Here is a 14,221-nt window from a genome sequence, read left to right as displayed (position 1 = left end):
CCCCCAAGTCAGGCGCCCAGCTTAGCCGAAGCTTGGCCGAGGAGTCCGTACGGTTTTTCCTCCGATATGGAGATATATTGTCGATACCCCCTTCCGGACGCCGGCCGCCATATTTGCTCCGCGCCGCCGGTTGCGGCTAGGAGCGTCGCGGACCGACATGACCCAGCCCCTTTCCCCGATCCGCGTCGCGGCGCTCTATCAGTTCACCCGCTTTGCCGATTGCGAGGCCGTGCGCGCGCCGCTTGCTGCGCTGTGCGACCGGCTTGGCGTGAAGGGCACCCTGCTGATCGCGGGCGAGGGGATCAACGGCACGATCGCCGGAGGCGATGCGGCGATCGACGAGGCGATCGCCCATATTCGTTCCCTGCCCGGCTGCGCCGCGATCGACGTGAAATATGCCCGCGCCGAGACCATGCCGTTCCACCGCATGAAGGTCCGCCTCAAGCGCGAGATCGTGACGATGGGCGAGCCGGACATCGATCCGCTGGAGGGTGCCGGCCATTATGTCGAGCCGGGGGAGTGGAACGCGCTGATCGCCGATCCGGACACTATCGTCATCGACACGCGCAACGATTATGAGGTCGCGGTCGGCAGTTTTGCCGGGGCGATCGATCCGCAAACCCCCAGCTTCCGCGATTTCCCGGCCTGGTTCCGCGAACAGCGGGAGCGGTTGCTGGGCGACGGCGCAGCCGCCAAGGTGGCGATGTTCTGCACCGGCGGCATACGTTGCGAGAAGGCGACCGCCTTCCTGAAGGCCGAGGGGGTGGAGCATGTCTATCACCTCAAGGGCGGCATATTGAAATATCTGGAGACCGTCCCGGCCGATCAGAGCCTGTGGCAGGGCGAATGCTTCGTGTTCGACGAGCGGGTCGCGGTAGGCCACGGCCTGGAACCCGGCAGCCACAGCCTGTGCCGTGCCTGTCGCCGCCCGGTCAGCGCCGCCGGCCGCGCCTCGCCGCTGTTCGTCGAGGGGGAGCGCTGTCCGGCCTGCGCCGAGGAGCGTACGGATTCGCAGCGCGCCGGCTATGCCGAGCGGCACCGGCAGGAGGCCCTCGCGGCGGCGCGTGGCGTCGCCCATGTCGGGGCGGTCGTCGCGCCGCCCGCGCGCGACGATGGGCGATAGGCCGATCCTCTACAGCTTCCGCCGCTGCCCCTATGCGATGCGGGCGCGGATGGCGCTGCTGCCAAGCGGCACGGTCTGCGAGATCCGCGAAGTGAAGCTTTCGGCCAAGCCGCCCGAACTCGCCGCCGCATCGGCCAAGGCGACCGTGCCGGTGCTGGTGCTGCCCGATGGTGCGGTGATCGACCAGAGCCTGGACATCATGCGCTGGGCGCTGGGCCGCCACGATCCCGAGGATTGGCTGGAACGGGACGATCCGGCGCTGATCGCTGCCAATGACGGCCCGTTCAAGCATCATCTCGATCGCTATAAATATCCCGATCGCCACCAGTCCGATCCGGCAAGGCACCGTGCCGCCGGGCTGGCGCTGCTTGAAGCGCTGGAAGGCCGGTTCGATGGCGTCCCCTATCTGCACGGCGCCGAACGGGGCCTGACCGACATCGCGATCTTCCCGTTCGTCCGGCAATTCGCCGAGACCGACCGGGGCTGGTTCGATGCCCAGCCCCTGCTGCGACTGCAGGCGTGGCTGGCGCGGAATCTGGCATCGGCGCTGTTCGCGGCTGCGATGGTGCGGCTGGAGCCGTGGCGGGCCGGCCAGCTTCCGATCCTGTTTCCCTGATTATTCGGCGGCTTCGGGAAGCGATGCCGCCGTCGTCCATCCCAGCCGGGGGATGTTGATCGATCGCTTGCCCGACAGGTCGGTGCGCAGCACGAAGATGCCCTGTTCCTCCATATAGGCGATCAGGCGGCGGACCCGGCCGAGCGAATGGGTGCCGTAGACATGGGCCAGCGCGGTGTCGGACGGTGCTTCCATTCCGTCGCGGGCGGCGCGGGCGACCAGCAGGAAGGGGGCGAGCATATCGTCGGGCAGCGAGGCGCCGATCGCCATCGCGTCGAGCCAGCCCTCGTCGAGTTCGCCGTACAGCCCCGCGCGCGCCATCGCCAGCCGGCGGCGGAAGCCGGCGAGATCGAGCCCCGGCTGGGCGAGCCGCTGCATCCGGCAGCGCACCGCGAAATCCTGGAACAATATGGCCGGCTGGCGATAGGTCGCTTCCGGATCCTCGACCATCTCGCGCAGCACCGCGTCGATCACCGCCTCACGCTCCTCGTCGGGCATGGTGGGGCCGGCGGACGGGGCAGGGGTCAGCACCGGGCCGCTCTTGCTGATCGCGCGCAGCAGGTCGTCGCTGGTCGGCACCGGCGCGCGGGGCGGCGGCGGCGCCAGCGGCAGATCGTCGCCGGGGGCGAAGAGCAGCCCCTGCAGGTCCTCGGGCGGGGCGGAGGGCAGGGGGACGAGCTTGGGGCTGCCGCTTCTCGCCGAGGTTTCCACCGCGCCGATCGTCACCGCGATCGGGCGGCGTGATACGGCGGGGCCGAGCGCGAGGAACTGACCGCGCGGCAGATCGCGGATCTGCTCGGCCTGGCGGCGGTCCATGCCCAGCAGGTCGGCGGCACGCGCCATGTCGATGTCGAGGAAGGTGCGCCCCATCATGAAGTTGGAGGCTTCCGCCGCGACATTTTTGGCGAGCTTGGCGAGCCGCTGGGTGGCGATCACCCCGGCCAGCCCGCGCTTGCGCCCGCGGCACATCAGATTGGTCATCGCGCCCAGCGACGCGCGGCGCGCCTCGTCGGACACCTCGCCGGCGACGGCGGGCGCGAACAGCTGGGCCTCGTCGACCACGACCAGCGCCGGATACCAATGCTCGCGCGGGGCATCGAACAGCGCCGCCAGGAAGGTCGCCGCGCAGCGCATCTGCTGCTCGATCTCCAGCTCGTCGAGTGCCAGCACCACCGACACGCGATGCTCGCGGATGCGGGTGGCGAGGCGGACGATCTCGGCCTCGCTATGATCGAAGGCCTGGATCACGACATGGCCGAATTTGTCGGCGAGGGTGACGAAATCGCCCTCCGGATCGACCACCACCTGCTGGACCACGCCCGCCGATCCTTCGAGCAGCCGGCGCAGCAGGTGCGACTTTCCCGAGCCCGAATTGCCCTGGACGAGCAGACGGGTGGCGAGCAGTTCCTCGGTATCGAAGAAGACCGATTGGCCCGGGCCGCTGGTGCCCCCCGTGGTGCCTATGTCGATTCGTGCGGTCACGCGCGGTTTCTGGCGGATGGGAACGGATGGGGGCAAGCCCCCGGCGCAGAAAGCTGTGGATGACTCGGTGGCGAAACGCCCCAATTCCTCAATCGTCCCCCCAGCGTAGGCTGGGGTCCATGTCTGCTGCCGCCCGAGATGGCATCTGAGAAGACGACAGACATGGATTCCTGCCTTCGCAGGAATGACGGGGAAGGGTGACGGGCAGGGCGGGCAACTCTATATCTGTTGCCATGACCGACATTGCAGACATGAAGCACGTCCCCAGCGTCTCGCTGGCCAACTCCGACAAAGACCCCGATGGTTTCGCACAGGCGATCGGCCGCTCCTTCGAGCGGTTCGGCTTCGCCGTCGTCGCCGACCATGGCATCCCCGCCGATCTGATCGCGCGGGCCGAGGCGAAGGCGAAGGCCTTCTTCGCCCTGCCCGAGGAGGTGAAGCGCGCCTATTTCGTCGATGGCGGGATGGGCCAGCGTGGCTACACCCCCTTCCGGGTCGAGACCGCCAAGGGCGGGACGATCGCCGACCTCAAGGAGTTCTGGCACGTCGGGCGCGAGCTGCCCGTCGGACATCGCTACGCGGCGGATATGCCCGCCAATCTCTGGCCCGACGAGGTCGAGGGCTTCCGCTCCACCTATATCGAACTCTTCGCCGCGTTCGAGGCGACCGGCCGGCGCATCCTGTCCGCCATCGCGCGCTATCTGGGCCTCGCGCCCGACTTTTTCGACGACGCGATCGAGGACGGCAATTCGATACTGCGCCTGCTCCATTATCCGCCGATCGGCCCCGACGCCCCGGGCATCCGCGCCGGCGCGCATGAGGACATCAATTCGATTACGTTGCTGCTCGGCGCGGAGGAGGGGGGGCTCCAGCTGCTCGACCGCGACGGCCGCTGGCTGGCGGTCGAGATCGAGCCGGGCGAACTGGTGGTGAACATCGGCGACATGCTCCAGCGGCTGACCAACAAACGCCTGCCCTCGACCAGCCACCGGGTGATGAACCCGCCTCCCGAACGGCGGGGTTTCGCGCGCTATTCGATGCCCTTCTTCCTGCACTTCCGACCGGACTATCTGATCCGGACCCTGCCGCAGACGATCACGCCGGAGCGGCCCGACCAGTTCCCCGATCCGATCACCGCGAACGATTATCTGCTGGAGCGGCTGAGGGAGATCAAGCTGGGCTAGCCCCACCCGCGAGCGATACCTCGTCCACACAAGTCCGGGATGACGTTCCGCGGGACAGCCCTTTCACTCCTGTCAGCAGGGCGCTAGCCTGATCCCATAATAAGGGATTCCATCATGCGCTTCTCCACCTGCCTGGCCGCCATCGCGCTGGCCGCTCTTCCCGTTTCCGCCCATGCCCACGACGACAGGAAGGACGATGCCGCCGAGGCGCCCGTGCCGCCGCCTGTCATGTCCGTCACCAGGCACAAGGGCGTGTTCGGCGGCCAGTCGATCGCCTACACCGCCACCACCGGCGAGACCTATCTGAAGGACAAGGACGGCAAGCCGCTCGCCGCGATCTTCGCCACCTCCTATGTGAAGGACGGCGGCGACAAGGGCCGTCCGGTCACCTTCCTCTACAATGGCGGCCCCGGCTCGGGCTCGGTGTGGCTGCATATGGGCGCATTCGGCCCGAAGCGGGTCGTGCTGCCGCGCGATGCCGGGGACGACGGCGCGCCGCCCTATCCGGTCGTCGACAATCCGGAAAGCCTGCTCGACGTCACCGACATCGTCTTCATCGATCCGGTCGGCACCGGCTTCGCCCATGCCATCGGCAAGAAGGATCCCAAGGATTATTGGGGCGTGTCGGCCGATGCCAAGTCGATCGCCGAGTTTATCCGCATCTGGCTGAACGAGAATGGCCGCTGGTCCTCGCCCAAATATATCGGCGGCGAAAGCTATGGCACCACGCGCTCCGTCGCGCTGATCAACGAGCTGGAGGGGCAGTATAACGATGTCTCGATCAACGGGATCATCCTGATCTCGACGATCCTCGATTTCGCCGCCACCGCCGAGACCCAGGGCAATGAGATGCCCTATATCCTCAACCTGCCGTCGATGGCCGCAACCGCCTGGTATCACAGGAAGATCGCCAACCCGCCGGCCACGGTTGCCGAGATGGCCGCGCAGGCCCGCGCCTTCGCGATCGGGCCCTATGCGGCGGCGCTGCTGAAGGGCAATGCGCTGGGGGTGCAGGAACGGGCCTCGGTGCGTGCCGAGCTGGCGCGGCTGACGGGGCTTTCGGAGCGGTTCGTCGACAATGCCGATCTGCGCGTGTCGCCCGGCCGCTTCTACAAGGAATTGCTGCGCGATCGCGGCCTGACCATCGGCCGGCTCGACACCCGCTATACCGGCGTCGATTATGACAGGGCCGGCGAGGAGCCGGACAATGATCCGAGCTTCTACGGCATCGATGCCGCCTATACCGCCGCGATCAATGCCTATCTGCGCGACGATCTGAAGCTGAAGATGGATCGCCAATATGTGACGATCGGCAGCGTCGGCCCTTGGGACTGGAAGCTGGCCGACCAGAACGGCCGCGGCGGCCAGGTCTATGTCAACGTCGCGCCCTATCTCGGCAAGGCGCTACGCGAGAATAGCGGGCTGAAGGTGTTCGTCGGTCAGGGCTGGTATGATTTCGCGACGCCCTTTTTCGGCGCCGAATATGCGATGAGCCGGACCGGGTTCGATCCCTCGCGCATCCGATATCATTATTATGACGCCGGACACATGATGTACGTCCGGCCCGACGATCTCAGGAAGCTGAGCGCCGATGTGCGGGCGTTCATCCGGGCGCGGTGATCAAGATCCTCCCTATCGCGAAGCGATGGGGAGGGGGACCGCCCGCAGGGTGGTGGAGGGGTCTGCAACCTTGATGACAGCGATAGGATCGAGGTGGAACCCCTCCACCGCGCTCTTCGAGCGCGGTCCCCCTCCCCAGCTGCGCTAGGGAGGATCTAAGAAAAAACTATCCCCGCCCGCGATAGCCCGCCACGCCCTGATCCGGCACCCACAGACCTTCGGGCGGCGCACCCGATTGCCAGAAGACGTCGATCGGGATGCCGCCGCGCGGATACCAGTAGCCGCCGATGCGCAGCCAGCGGGGCTGCATCTCCGCCACCAGCCGCTCGCCGATGCCGACGGTGCAATCCTCATGGAAGGCGGCGTGGTTCCGGAAGGAGCCGAGGAACAGCTTGAGCGACTTGGACTCGACGATCGTCTCACCCGGCGCATAGTCGATCACCAGATGCGCGAAGTCGGGCTGCCCGGTCACCGGGCAGAGCGAGGTGAACTCGGGCGCGGCGAAGCGCACCAGATAGAGGCTGCCGGGGCGCGGATTGGGAACATAGTCGAGCACCGCCTGTTCGGGGGAAGCGGGCAGGGCGCTGGTCTTGCCGAGGTGAAGCGGGGTCATGGCCATGGCGCGGCTCTAGCGAAGCCATTGCGCTCGCGCCATCGATGTACGAAAGTTTCTCACCGATTGTTTTTGTTGCAATATACTTGCAATGTATCGGCCTTGGGAATAATTAAACATCACCTCCCCAGGTAACTCGATTCGTTGTCGCCATTCTGCGATGATGATGTGCGTGTGGTGAAGGAGGAAATGATGGATTTGCTGGTTTCGACCGAATGGCTCGCAGGCGAACTCGGGGCCAATGATCTCCGCGTCGTCGACGCGACCTATTTCGCGCTCGATCCCGCGCGCGATGCCGGAAGCGAATATGAGGCGGGGCATATCCCCGGCGCCGTCTATCTCGACCTCGCCAATCTGAAGGACGACATGTCGAGCCTGCCGGGCATGCTGCCGACGGCCGAGAAATTCGCCAGCCGGATGCAGTCGCTGGGCCTGGGCGACGGCAGCCGCATCGTCCTTTACGACAACAGCCCGCATCGCACGGCGGCGCGCGCATGGTTCATGTTCCGCATGTTCGGGGTGAACCAGGTCGCGATCCTCGACGGCGGCCTCGCCAAGTGGATCGCCGAGGGGCGCGAGCTGGAATCGGGCAAGGTGGCGCTGCGCCACCGCCATTTCACCGTGTGGCGCGATCCCGCGGCGGTGCGCGATCTCGCCCAGATGAAGGCCAATGTAGCCAGCCGCGTCGAGGAGGTCGTCGATGCCCGCTCGGAGAAGCGCTTCACCGGCGAGGAGGCCGATCCGCGCGGCCTCGCCTCTGGCCATATCCCGGGGTCGAAGAACCTGCCCTTCGATCGGCTGCTGAATGCCGACGGCACCTTCAAGGACAGGGCCGAGCTGCAGGCGGCGTTCGATGCGGCCGGGGTCGATCCGTCGAAGCCAATGGTCACCACCTGCGGTTCGGGCGTCACCGCCTCGGTGGTGCTGTTCGCTGCGGCCCTGCTGGGGCGCGAGGATCTGGCGCTCTATGACGGCTCGTGGAGCGAGTGGGGCTTGCTCCCTGACACCGAAAAGGCGACTGGTGAGGCGTGCAAGACGACGACAGACGCCTGAATCCCGGTACCCGGCTGGTTACGGCCGGGCGCCCCGAACTCGTTGCCGGCCGGGGGATCGTCAATCCCCCGGTCTGGCGCGCTTCCACCATTCTCTACGAGAGCGTGGCCGAGTTGCGCGCGGGCACGCGCAAGCCGGACGACGGCCTCTATTATGGCCGGCGCGGCACGCCCACCCAATGGTCGCTCGCCGATGCGCTGACCGAACTGGAGCCCGGCGCCGAGGGCACCCTGCTGTTCCCGTCCGGCGTGGCGGCGGTGACCTCGGTGCTGCTGTCGCTGCTGTCCCCTGGCGACGAACTGCTGATGGTCGACAGCGCCTATGAGCCTACCCGCGCGGTCTGCAACGGGATGCTCAAGCGCTTCGGTGTCACCACACGCTATTATGATCCGCTGATAGGCGCCGGAATCGCCGAACTGATCGGCGACAAGACCCGGGTCATCTTCCTCGAAAGCCCCGGCAGCCTGACCTTCGAGGTCCAGGATGTGCCCGCGATCGCCGCCGTCGCCCGCGAACACGGCATCGCGACGGTGATCGACAACACCTGGGCGACGCCGCTGCTGTTCCCGGCGCTCGGCCATGGCGTCGACATCTCGATCCTGGCCTGCACCAAATATATCGTCGGCCATTCGGATGTGATGATGGGATCGGCCACGGCGGGGCCCGCCCATTATCCGGCGCTCCGTCGCACCGCCATGTCGCTCGGGCAGTGCGTGAGCCCTGATGACGCCTATCTCGCCGCGCGGGGCTTGAGGACGCTGGGGGTGCGGATGCGCCAGCACGAGGAGGGGGGCCTGGCGGTCGCGCGCTGGCTCGCGGAACAGCCACAGGTCGCGCGCGTGCTCCACCCGGCCCTCCCCGATTGCCCGGGCCATGAATATTGGCGGCGGGACTTCGCGGGCGCATCGGGGCTGTTCGGCATCGTGCTGGACGGTGGCGACGATGCCGCCCGCGCCGCCCTGATCGACGGGCTCGACCTGTTCGGGATCGGCTTTTCCTGGGGAGGCTATGAAAGCCTGGCCCTGCCGGTCGATCCGGCGGGGCTGCGTAGTGCCACCACATGGCAGGCCGATGGGCCGGTGGTGCGCTTCCATATCGGCATCGAGGATCCCGCCGACCTCATCGCCGACCTCGAAAGGGGGCTCGCCCGATTCGAATCGGCGCGTCACCGACGGTCATGATCGGGAAATATCGAGGCCGATCGGCCCCGATGCGAAAGAAATCAGGCAGCCTGGGCGGGCAGCAGATGGTCGAGCCGGCGCAGCGCGGCGTCGAGCGAATTGCCTAAAAAACGGGCGGCGGCGATCGTCGCCGCGTCGGCCCTGTCGCAGCGGCCCATGACCAGCCGCAAGCCGGTGGTCCCGATCGTCTCGGCTTCCCGCAGGACCGCGTCGAAGCGGCGGCGGGCGATCGGGCTGGCGGCGGCGTAGCGCGCCGCCAGGCACGGCGACAAGCCGCCGTTCGCGGTGCTTTGGGGCGCTGCCGCGTCGGCGAAGCCGGACAGCATGTCGAGCATGGCCTGCATCGGCGCGAGCAGCTCGGCCGATGCCCGCGCCGTTGCTCCGTTGGCCTGGATCCTCGTCTCGTACATGGAATGCCCTTTCGACGCACCGCCCACAGAACAGGCACATTATGCGCGAGATTGCTTAATAATCAGTCAACGAATTGACCGTGCGGGCGGTAGGAAAATGGCGGATTTCCGTCGATTTTGAGGTGTGACAGTCCAGCAACAGTTCGTCTCAAACCAGCAAGGAATTGATATGTTGCGCATTGTGCGATGCGGGATCGTGACGCACAAACAGCGCACTCGCACGCAGTCGGCTCGGCCCAATGATATTCGGGGGGACATAGAAGCGCGGCGCCTGTGAGGCAGGAGAACGGATCGAAGCTATTATAAGGGGATTACCAATGCGCGCTTCCATGATCGGTCTCTCGGCCCTTGCGCTGCTCGCCACCGCCGCGCCTGCCCTCGCGCAGGAAGACAGCGACGATTTCACGCTGACCGGCAGCGCTGCCCTCGTCAGCGACTATCGCTTCCGTGGCATTTCGCAGTCGGGCAAGCACATCGCTGCCCAGGCGAGCGCCACCATCACCCACAGCTCGGGCTTCTACGGCAGCTTCTGGGCCAGCTCGATCGACGACTATGTCGCGGCCGGCGCCGATGCCGAGCTCGACCTGATCGCCGGCTACTCGACCACCGTCGGCGGCGTCACCCTCGACGGCGGTGCGCTCTATTACGTCTACACCTCGGCGGTGAAGGGCGCGCCCACCGACTTCCTCGAGCTCTATGCCTCGGCGAAGATGCCGGTCGGCCCGGCGACCATCAAGGTCGGCGCCGCCTATGCGCCCAAGTCGAACGCGCTGAGCGTCGGTTTCGGCAAGGAAGACAATCTGTACCTGTACAGCGACGTTTCGTTCGCGGTGCCGGAGACGCCGTTCGGCATCTCTGCCCACCTCGGCTACTCGCCGGACACGACCTTCATCACCGGCGACAAGTATCTCGATTGGAATGTCGGCGCGACCTACACCTGGAAGGCCGCGACCTTCGGCATCTCCTATGTCGACACCGACCAGAAGAAGAACTTCCTGGTCAGCCCGACCTCGGGCAAGGACCTGGCCAAGGCCGGCGTCGTCATCTCGGCGACCTACGCCTTCTGATCCTTCGGGTCTGACGAGCTTCCCGTCTGTGGGGGCAGGGAGGGGCCGCGGCGATGCCGCGGCCCTTTTTGCGTTTCGGGGGTCTGGAAGAACCAGGAATTAACCCTGCGCCGCTATGCCCGGTCGTTCTCGAACAGGGAAAATGGCTTCGCAGATGAACGACATTGTCGGCGGCAACGCCCTCGCAACCGCCGCAAGGCTCGGATCCGCCGCGCTCGGCCGGATCGAATCGGTCGCCGGCGGCGGTGCCGAGACGCGGCTCGACCGGCGCCTGCTCGAACTGCTCGCCACCGAAAGCGACGCCGCCCTGGCGATGGCCGGCGAGATCGGCGCGATGCTCAAGATGATGGTGGCGGGCCGTTGCGTGATCGCCTCGATACATGAACTCGGCATCGTCGGGGTCGAGGTGAGCGCGCGCATCTCCTTCCTGGGCGAAGGGCTGGTCGATGACGGCGGGCGGATCGCAGGCTTCCGTCGCGGGGTCACCCGCTACCCGTTGCCGGGCACCCCCGTACATCCCGTGTCCAGTGGCGATATGGACGCGATCTTCGCAGCCGGCGACATGCCGCATATCGAGATAGGCACCGTTCACCCGACCTGCTCGACCCGTGCTGCGCTGCTGGTCGATGGGATGCTCGGCAAGCATTTCGCGCTGCTCGGATCGACCGGCACCGGCAAGTCGACCGCGACCGCGCTGATCCTCCACCGCATCTGCCGGATGGCCCCCGCCGCCCATGTCGTGATGATCGATCCGCACGGCGAATATGCCGCCGCCTTCTCGCAGGTCGGGGCCGCCTATGACGTCTCGAACCTTGCCATGCCCTATTGGCTGATGAACTTCGAGGAGCATTGCGAGGTGCTGCTGACCACCAGCGGCGCCGAGCGGCAGATGGATGCCGACATCCTCGCCAAATGCCTGCTCGCCGCGCGGCAGAAGAACAAGGCGGCGGAAAGCGTCGCGCGGATCACCGTCGACAGCCCGATCCCCTATGTGCTGTCGGAACTGACCACGATCATCTCGGCGGAGATGGGCAAGCTCGACAAGGCGTCGAACAGCGCCCCCTATCTCCGCCTCAAGCAGAAGATCGACGAGGTCCGCTCGGACCCGCGCTATCATTTCATGTTCTCGGGCATGCTGGTCGGCGACAGCATGAAGAGCTTCATCAAGCGCATCTTCCGCCTGCCGGGCGAGGGCAGGCCGATCTCGCTGATCGACGTGTCCGGTGTCCCGTCCGAAATCACCTCGGTGGTGGTCTCCGTGCTCGCGCGCTGTGTGTTCGACTATGCGATATGGGCGCGGGGCACGGTCGAGCATCCGGTCCTGCTGGTCTGCGAGGAGGCGCATCGCTACGTCCCCTCCGATCGCTCGACCAACAACGGGCCCGTCCGCCGCATCCTCGAACGGATCGCCAAGGAAGGCCGCAAATATGGCGTGTCACTAGGCCTGATCACCCAGCGCCCATCGGACCTGGCCGAAGGCGTGCTCTCGCAATGCGGCACGATCATCTCGATGCGCCTGAACAACGAGCGCGACCAGGCCTTCGTCAAGGCGGCGATGCCCGAGGGCGCGCGGGGGTTCCTCGATGCGATCCCGGCGCTCAGGAACCGCGAGGCTATCATCTGCGGCGAAGGCGTGCCGATCCCGATCCGGGTCGCCTTCGACGACCTCGAGGAAGGCCTGCGCCCCGCCTCGAACGACCCGGTCTTCTCCGAACTGTGGCGGCGTACCGGCAATGAGGACACACTGGTCGAGCACGTCATCGGCCGCTGGCGCAACCAGGGGCGGTAAGCGCTCCTGTCGGTCGCCCCGGCGGAGGCCGGGGCCGTCGTCGGTTCCTGCCCGGCGTTCTCGCAAGAGCCCGTTGCGGCCCGGCCTCCGCCGGGGCGACGGCTCTGATGCGGATCAGACCGCCTTCGAACCCGGGGTCCCGCACTTCACGAACTTGCCCTTCGCATCCTTGCAGACCTTGGGCTTCTGCGGGCAGGCCATGAACTTGCCTTTCGCATCCTTGCACGGCTTCTTGGCGGCCGGCGGCGGCGGGCAGGTGATGAACTTCCCCTTGGCGTCCTTGCACGGCGCGGCCTGGATGGCCGTGGGTATCGCGATCAGCATCGCGGAGGCGAAAGCGGGGATGAGGAAACGAACCATCGTCACTCTCCTTACTTGAACAGTCCACCGAGGATGCCGCGCACCAGCTGGCCGGCGACCCCGCCGGAACGGCTGCGCCCGCCGCCGAACACCGCCCGGCCGATCTCGTTGGCCACCTGCCGTCCGACCGAGGAGGCCGCCGCCCGGGTCGCCGACTGGATCGCGCGATCCACGGCGCTGGGTTTCGCGGCCTCGCGCGCGGCGATGGCGTCCTGCCGGGCCTGTTCCTTGAGCGCCGCCTCGCGTGCCTTGGCTTCGATCCTGGCCTGTACGGCGGAAGCCTTCTCGGCTTCGGCCTGCGCCTTGGCGGCATTGGCGGCGGCGACCGCCGCATCGGCCTTGGCGGCGAGCAGTTCCTCGGCGGACTCGCGGTCGATCGCATCGTCATATTTGCCTGCGACCGGCGAGATCGAAACCAGCAATCCGCGCTCCTTGGCATCGACCGGGCCGAGGCGGGAACGGGGTGGCGCGATCAAGGTGCGCTGGACGATGCTGGGCGAACCGTCATCCTGTAGCACCGACACCAGCGCCTCGCCCACCTTCAGTTCGATGATCGCCTTGGCGACGTCGAGTTCGGGGTTGATGCGAAAGGTCTCGGCGGCGGCGTCGATCGCCTTCTGATCGCGCGGGGTGAAGGCGCGCAGCGCGTGCTGCACCCGGTTGCCGAGTTGTGCCGCTACGTCCTCGGGCACGTCGATGGGGTTCTGGGTGATGAAATAGACGCCGACGCCCTTCGATCGGATCAGGCGCACGACCTGCTCGATCTTGTCGGTCAGCGCCTTGGGCGCGTCCTCGAACAGCAGATGCGCCTCGTCGAAGAAGAAAACCAGCTTGGGCTTGTCGGGGTCGCCGACCTCGGGAAGAGTCTCGAACAGCTCGCTCAGCAGCCACAGCAGGAAGGTGGCATAGAGCTTGGGGCTCTGCATCAACTTGTCGGCGGCGAGGATGTTCACATAGCCGCGCCCCTGATCGTCGACGCCCAGGAAATCCTGGATATCGAGCGCCGGCTCGCCGAAGAAATGCGCGCCGCCCTGGCTGTCGAGCTGGAGCAGCTGACGCTGGATCGATCCGACGCTGGCCTTGGTGACATTGCCATATTTCGCCGAGAGCTCGTCGGCATGTTCGGCGCAATAGGCGAGCATCGCCTGGAGATCGCCGAGATCGAGCAGCAGCAGCCCCTGTTCGTCGGCATAGCGGAAGGCGATGTTGAGCACGCCTTCCTGCACCTCGTTGAGGTTCATCAGCCGGGCGAGCAGCAGCGGCCCCATCTCCGACACCGTGGTCCGGATCGGGTGGCCCTGCTCGCCGTAGAGGTCCCAGAAGATCGCGGGATTATCACCCCAGACGAAAGGCTGGAGGCCTATCTCTGCCGCGCGCGCGACCAGCTTGTCGGCATTCTTGGCGGTCGGGGAACCTGCCAGCGAGATGCCGGCAAGATCGCCCTTCACGTCGGCGAGGAACACCGGCACGCCGGCCGCCGAGAAATTTTCGGCAATGCCCTGAAGGGTGACGGTCTTGCCCGTGCCGGTCGCTCCCGCGATCAGGCCATGGCGGTTGGCGCGGCGCAGGTTGAGGTGCTGCGGCACCGGGCCGGATGAGCTGGCGCTCGCGCCCAGGAATATGCCCTGCTCGTCGATCATGCGCCCTTCTCCTTCAGCCTGAGGCGGAAGGTTAGACCCGCCCGATGCCGAGCGGAAGGCGGATCGCGCGCCGCCGGAAAGGA

At 66.7% G+C, this 14,221-nt stretch carries 13 protein-coding genes; 8 read left to right on the top strand and 5 right to left on the bottom strand.

Annotated features, from left to right (window positions below; all coding sequences use genetic code 11):
- Positions 1–157: 157 nt before the first annotated feature.
- Together trhO and CMV14_RS22130 are read left to right on the top strand one after the other, a co-directional pair.
- Positions 158–1,123 carry an oxygen-dependent tRNA uridine(34) hydroxylase TrhO gene (gene trhO, locus CMV14_RS22135; protein WP_066965592.1) on the top strand — a complete coding sequence of 322 codons (966 nt, stop codon included), beginning with the start codon at positions 158–160 and terminating at the stop codon, positions 1,121–1,123.
- Positions 1,113–1,739, top strand: a complete 627-nt coding sequence (locus CMV14_RS22130) for a glutathione S-transferase (RefSeq protein ID WP_066965595.1) — start codon at positions 1,113–1,115, stop codon at positions 1,737–1,739. The genes trhO and CMV14_RS22130 overlap by 11 nt, the downstream gene beginning before the upstream one ends.
- Here CMV14_RS22130 and CMV14_RS22125 read toward each other — a convergent pair whose 3' ends face one another.
- A complete protein-coding gene (locus tag CMV14_RS22125; protein WP_066965614.1) occupies positions 1,740–3,221 on the bottom strand; it encodes an AAA family ATPase in 1,482 nt (493 codons plus the stop codon).
- 233 nt (positions 3,222–3,454) lie between these two features.
- Here CMV14_RS22125 and CMV14_RS22120 point away from each other — a divergent pair, with 233 nt between their 5' ends.
- Entirely contained in the window at positions 3,455–4,405 is a 951-nt protein-coding gene (locus CMV14_RS22120; protein WP_066965617.1) for an isopenicillin N synthase family dioxygenase, read from the top strand.
- Between the two features lie 114 nt (positions 4,406–4,519).
- Positions 4,520–6,025: a S10 family peptidase gene (locus CMV14_RS22115; protein WP_066965620.1), complete on the top strand. Its 1,506-nt coding sequence runs from the start codon at positions 4,520–4,522 to the stop codon at positions 6,023–6,025.
- A gap of 166 nt (positions 6,026–6,191) precedes the next feature.
- On the opposite strand, the gene queF is transcribed toward CMV14_RS22115, so the two are convergent.
- On the bottom strand, positions 6,192–6,644 hold the full coding sequence (gene queF, locus CMV14_RS22110; protein WP_066965623.1) for a preQ(1) synthase: 453 nt from the start codon (positions 6,642–6,644) through the stop codon (positions 6,192–6,194).
- Between the two features lie 186 nt (positions 6,645–6,830).
- Here queF and sseA point away from each other — a divergent pair, with 186 nt between their 5' ends.
- Both sseA and metC read left to right on the top strand, forming a co-directional pair.
- The gene (sseA, locus tag CMV14_RS22105) at positions 6,831–7,691 is read left to right on the top strand and encodes a 3-mercaptopyruvate sulfurtransferase (RefSeq protein WP_066965781.1); all 861 of its coding nucleotides are present in this window, start codon (positions 6,831–6,833) and stop codon (positions 7,689–7,691) included.
- Positions 7,667–8,872: a cystathionine beta-lyase gene (gene metC, locus CMV14_RS22100; protein WP_066965625.1), complete on the top strand. Its 1,206-nt coding sequence runs from the start codon at positions 7,667–7,669 to the stop codon at positions 8,870–8,872. The genes sseA and metC overlap by 25 nt, the downstream gene beginning before the upstream one ends.
- A 41-nt stretch (positions 8,873–8,913) precedes the next feature.
- On the opposite strand, the gene CMV14_RS22095 is transcribed toward metC, so the two are convergent.
- The gene (locus tag CMV14_RS22095) at positions 8,914–9,282 is read right to left on the bottom strand and encodes a hypothetical protein (protein WP_066965628.1); all 369 of its coding nucleotides are present in this window, start codon (positions 9,280–9,282) and stop codon (positions 8,914–8,916) included.
- Between the two features lie 317 nt (positions 9,283–9,599).
- Between CMV14_RS22095 and CMV14_RS22090 the strand changes: the two genes are divergently transcribed.
- Together CMV14_RS22090 and CMV14_RS22085 are read left to right on the top strand one after the other, a co-directional pair.
- Entirely contained in the window at positions 9,600–10,349 is a 750-nt protein-coding gene (locus CMV14_RS22090) for a TorF family putative porin (protein ID WP_066965632.1), read from the top strand.
- 154 nt (positions 10,350–10,503) lie between these two features.
- Positions 10,504–12,138 (top strand): ATP-binding protein, encoded by a 1,635-nt coding sequence (locus tag CMV14_RS22085; RefSeq protein WP_066965784.1) that lies wholly within the window; start codon positions 10,504–10,506, stop codon positions 12,136–12,138.
- A gap of 114 nt (positions 12,139–12,252) precedes the next feature.
- Here CMV14_RS22085 and CMV14_RS22080 read toward each other — a convergent pair whose 3' ends face one another.
- Positions 12,253–12,498 (bottom strand): hypothetical protein, encoded by a 246-nt coding sequence (locus tag CMV14_RS22080; protein ID WP_202820873.1) that lies wholly within the window; start codon positions 12,496–12,498, stop codon positions 12,253–12,255.
- A gap of 11 nt (positions 12,499–12,509) precedes the next feature.
- Entirely contained in the window at positions 12,510–14,138 is a 1,629-nt protein-coding gene (locus CMV14_RS22075) for a helicase HerA-like domain-containing protein (protein WP_066965635.1), read from the bottom strand.
- Between the last annotated feature and the right edge of the window lie 83 nt (positions 14,139–14,221).

The organism is Rhizorhabdus dicambivorans (genome assembly GCF_002355275.1).
Taxonomy (GTDB): domain Bacteria; phylum Pseudomonadota; class Alphaproteobacteria; order Sphingomonadales; family Sphingomonadaceae; genus Rhizorhabdus; species Rhizorhabdus dicambivorans.
Note: the sequence above shows the minus strand (reverse complement) of the source record. Positions and strands in the feature narration are given on the sequence as shown.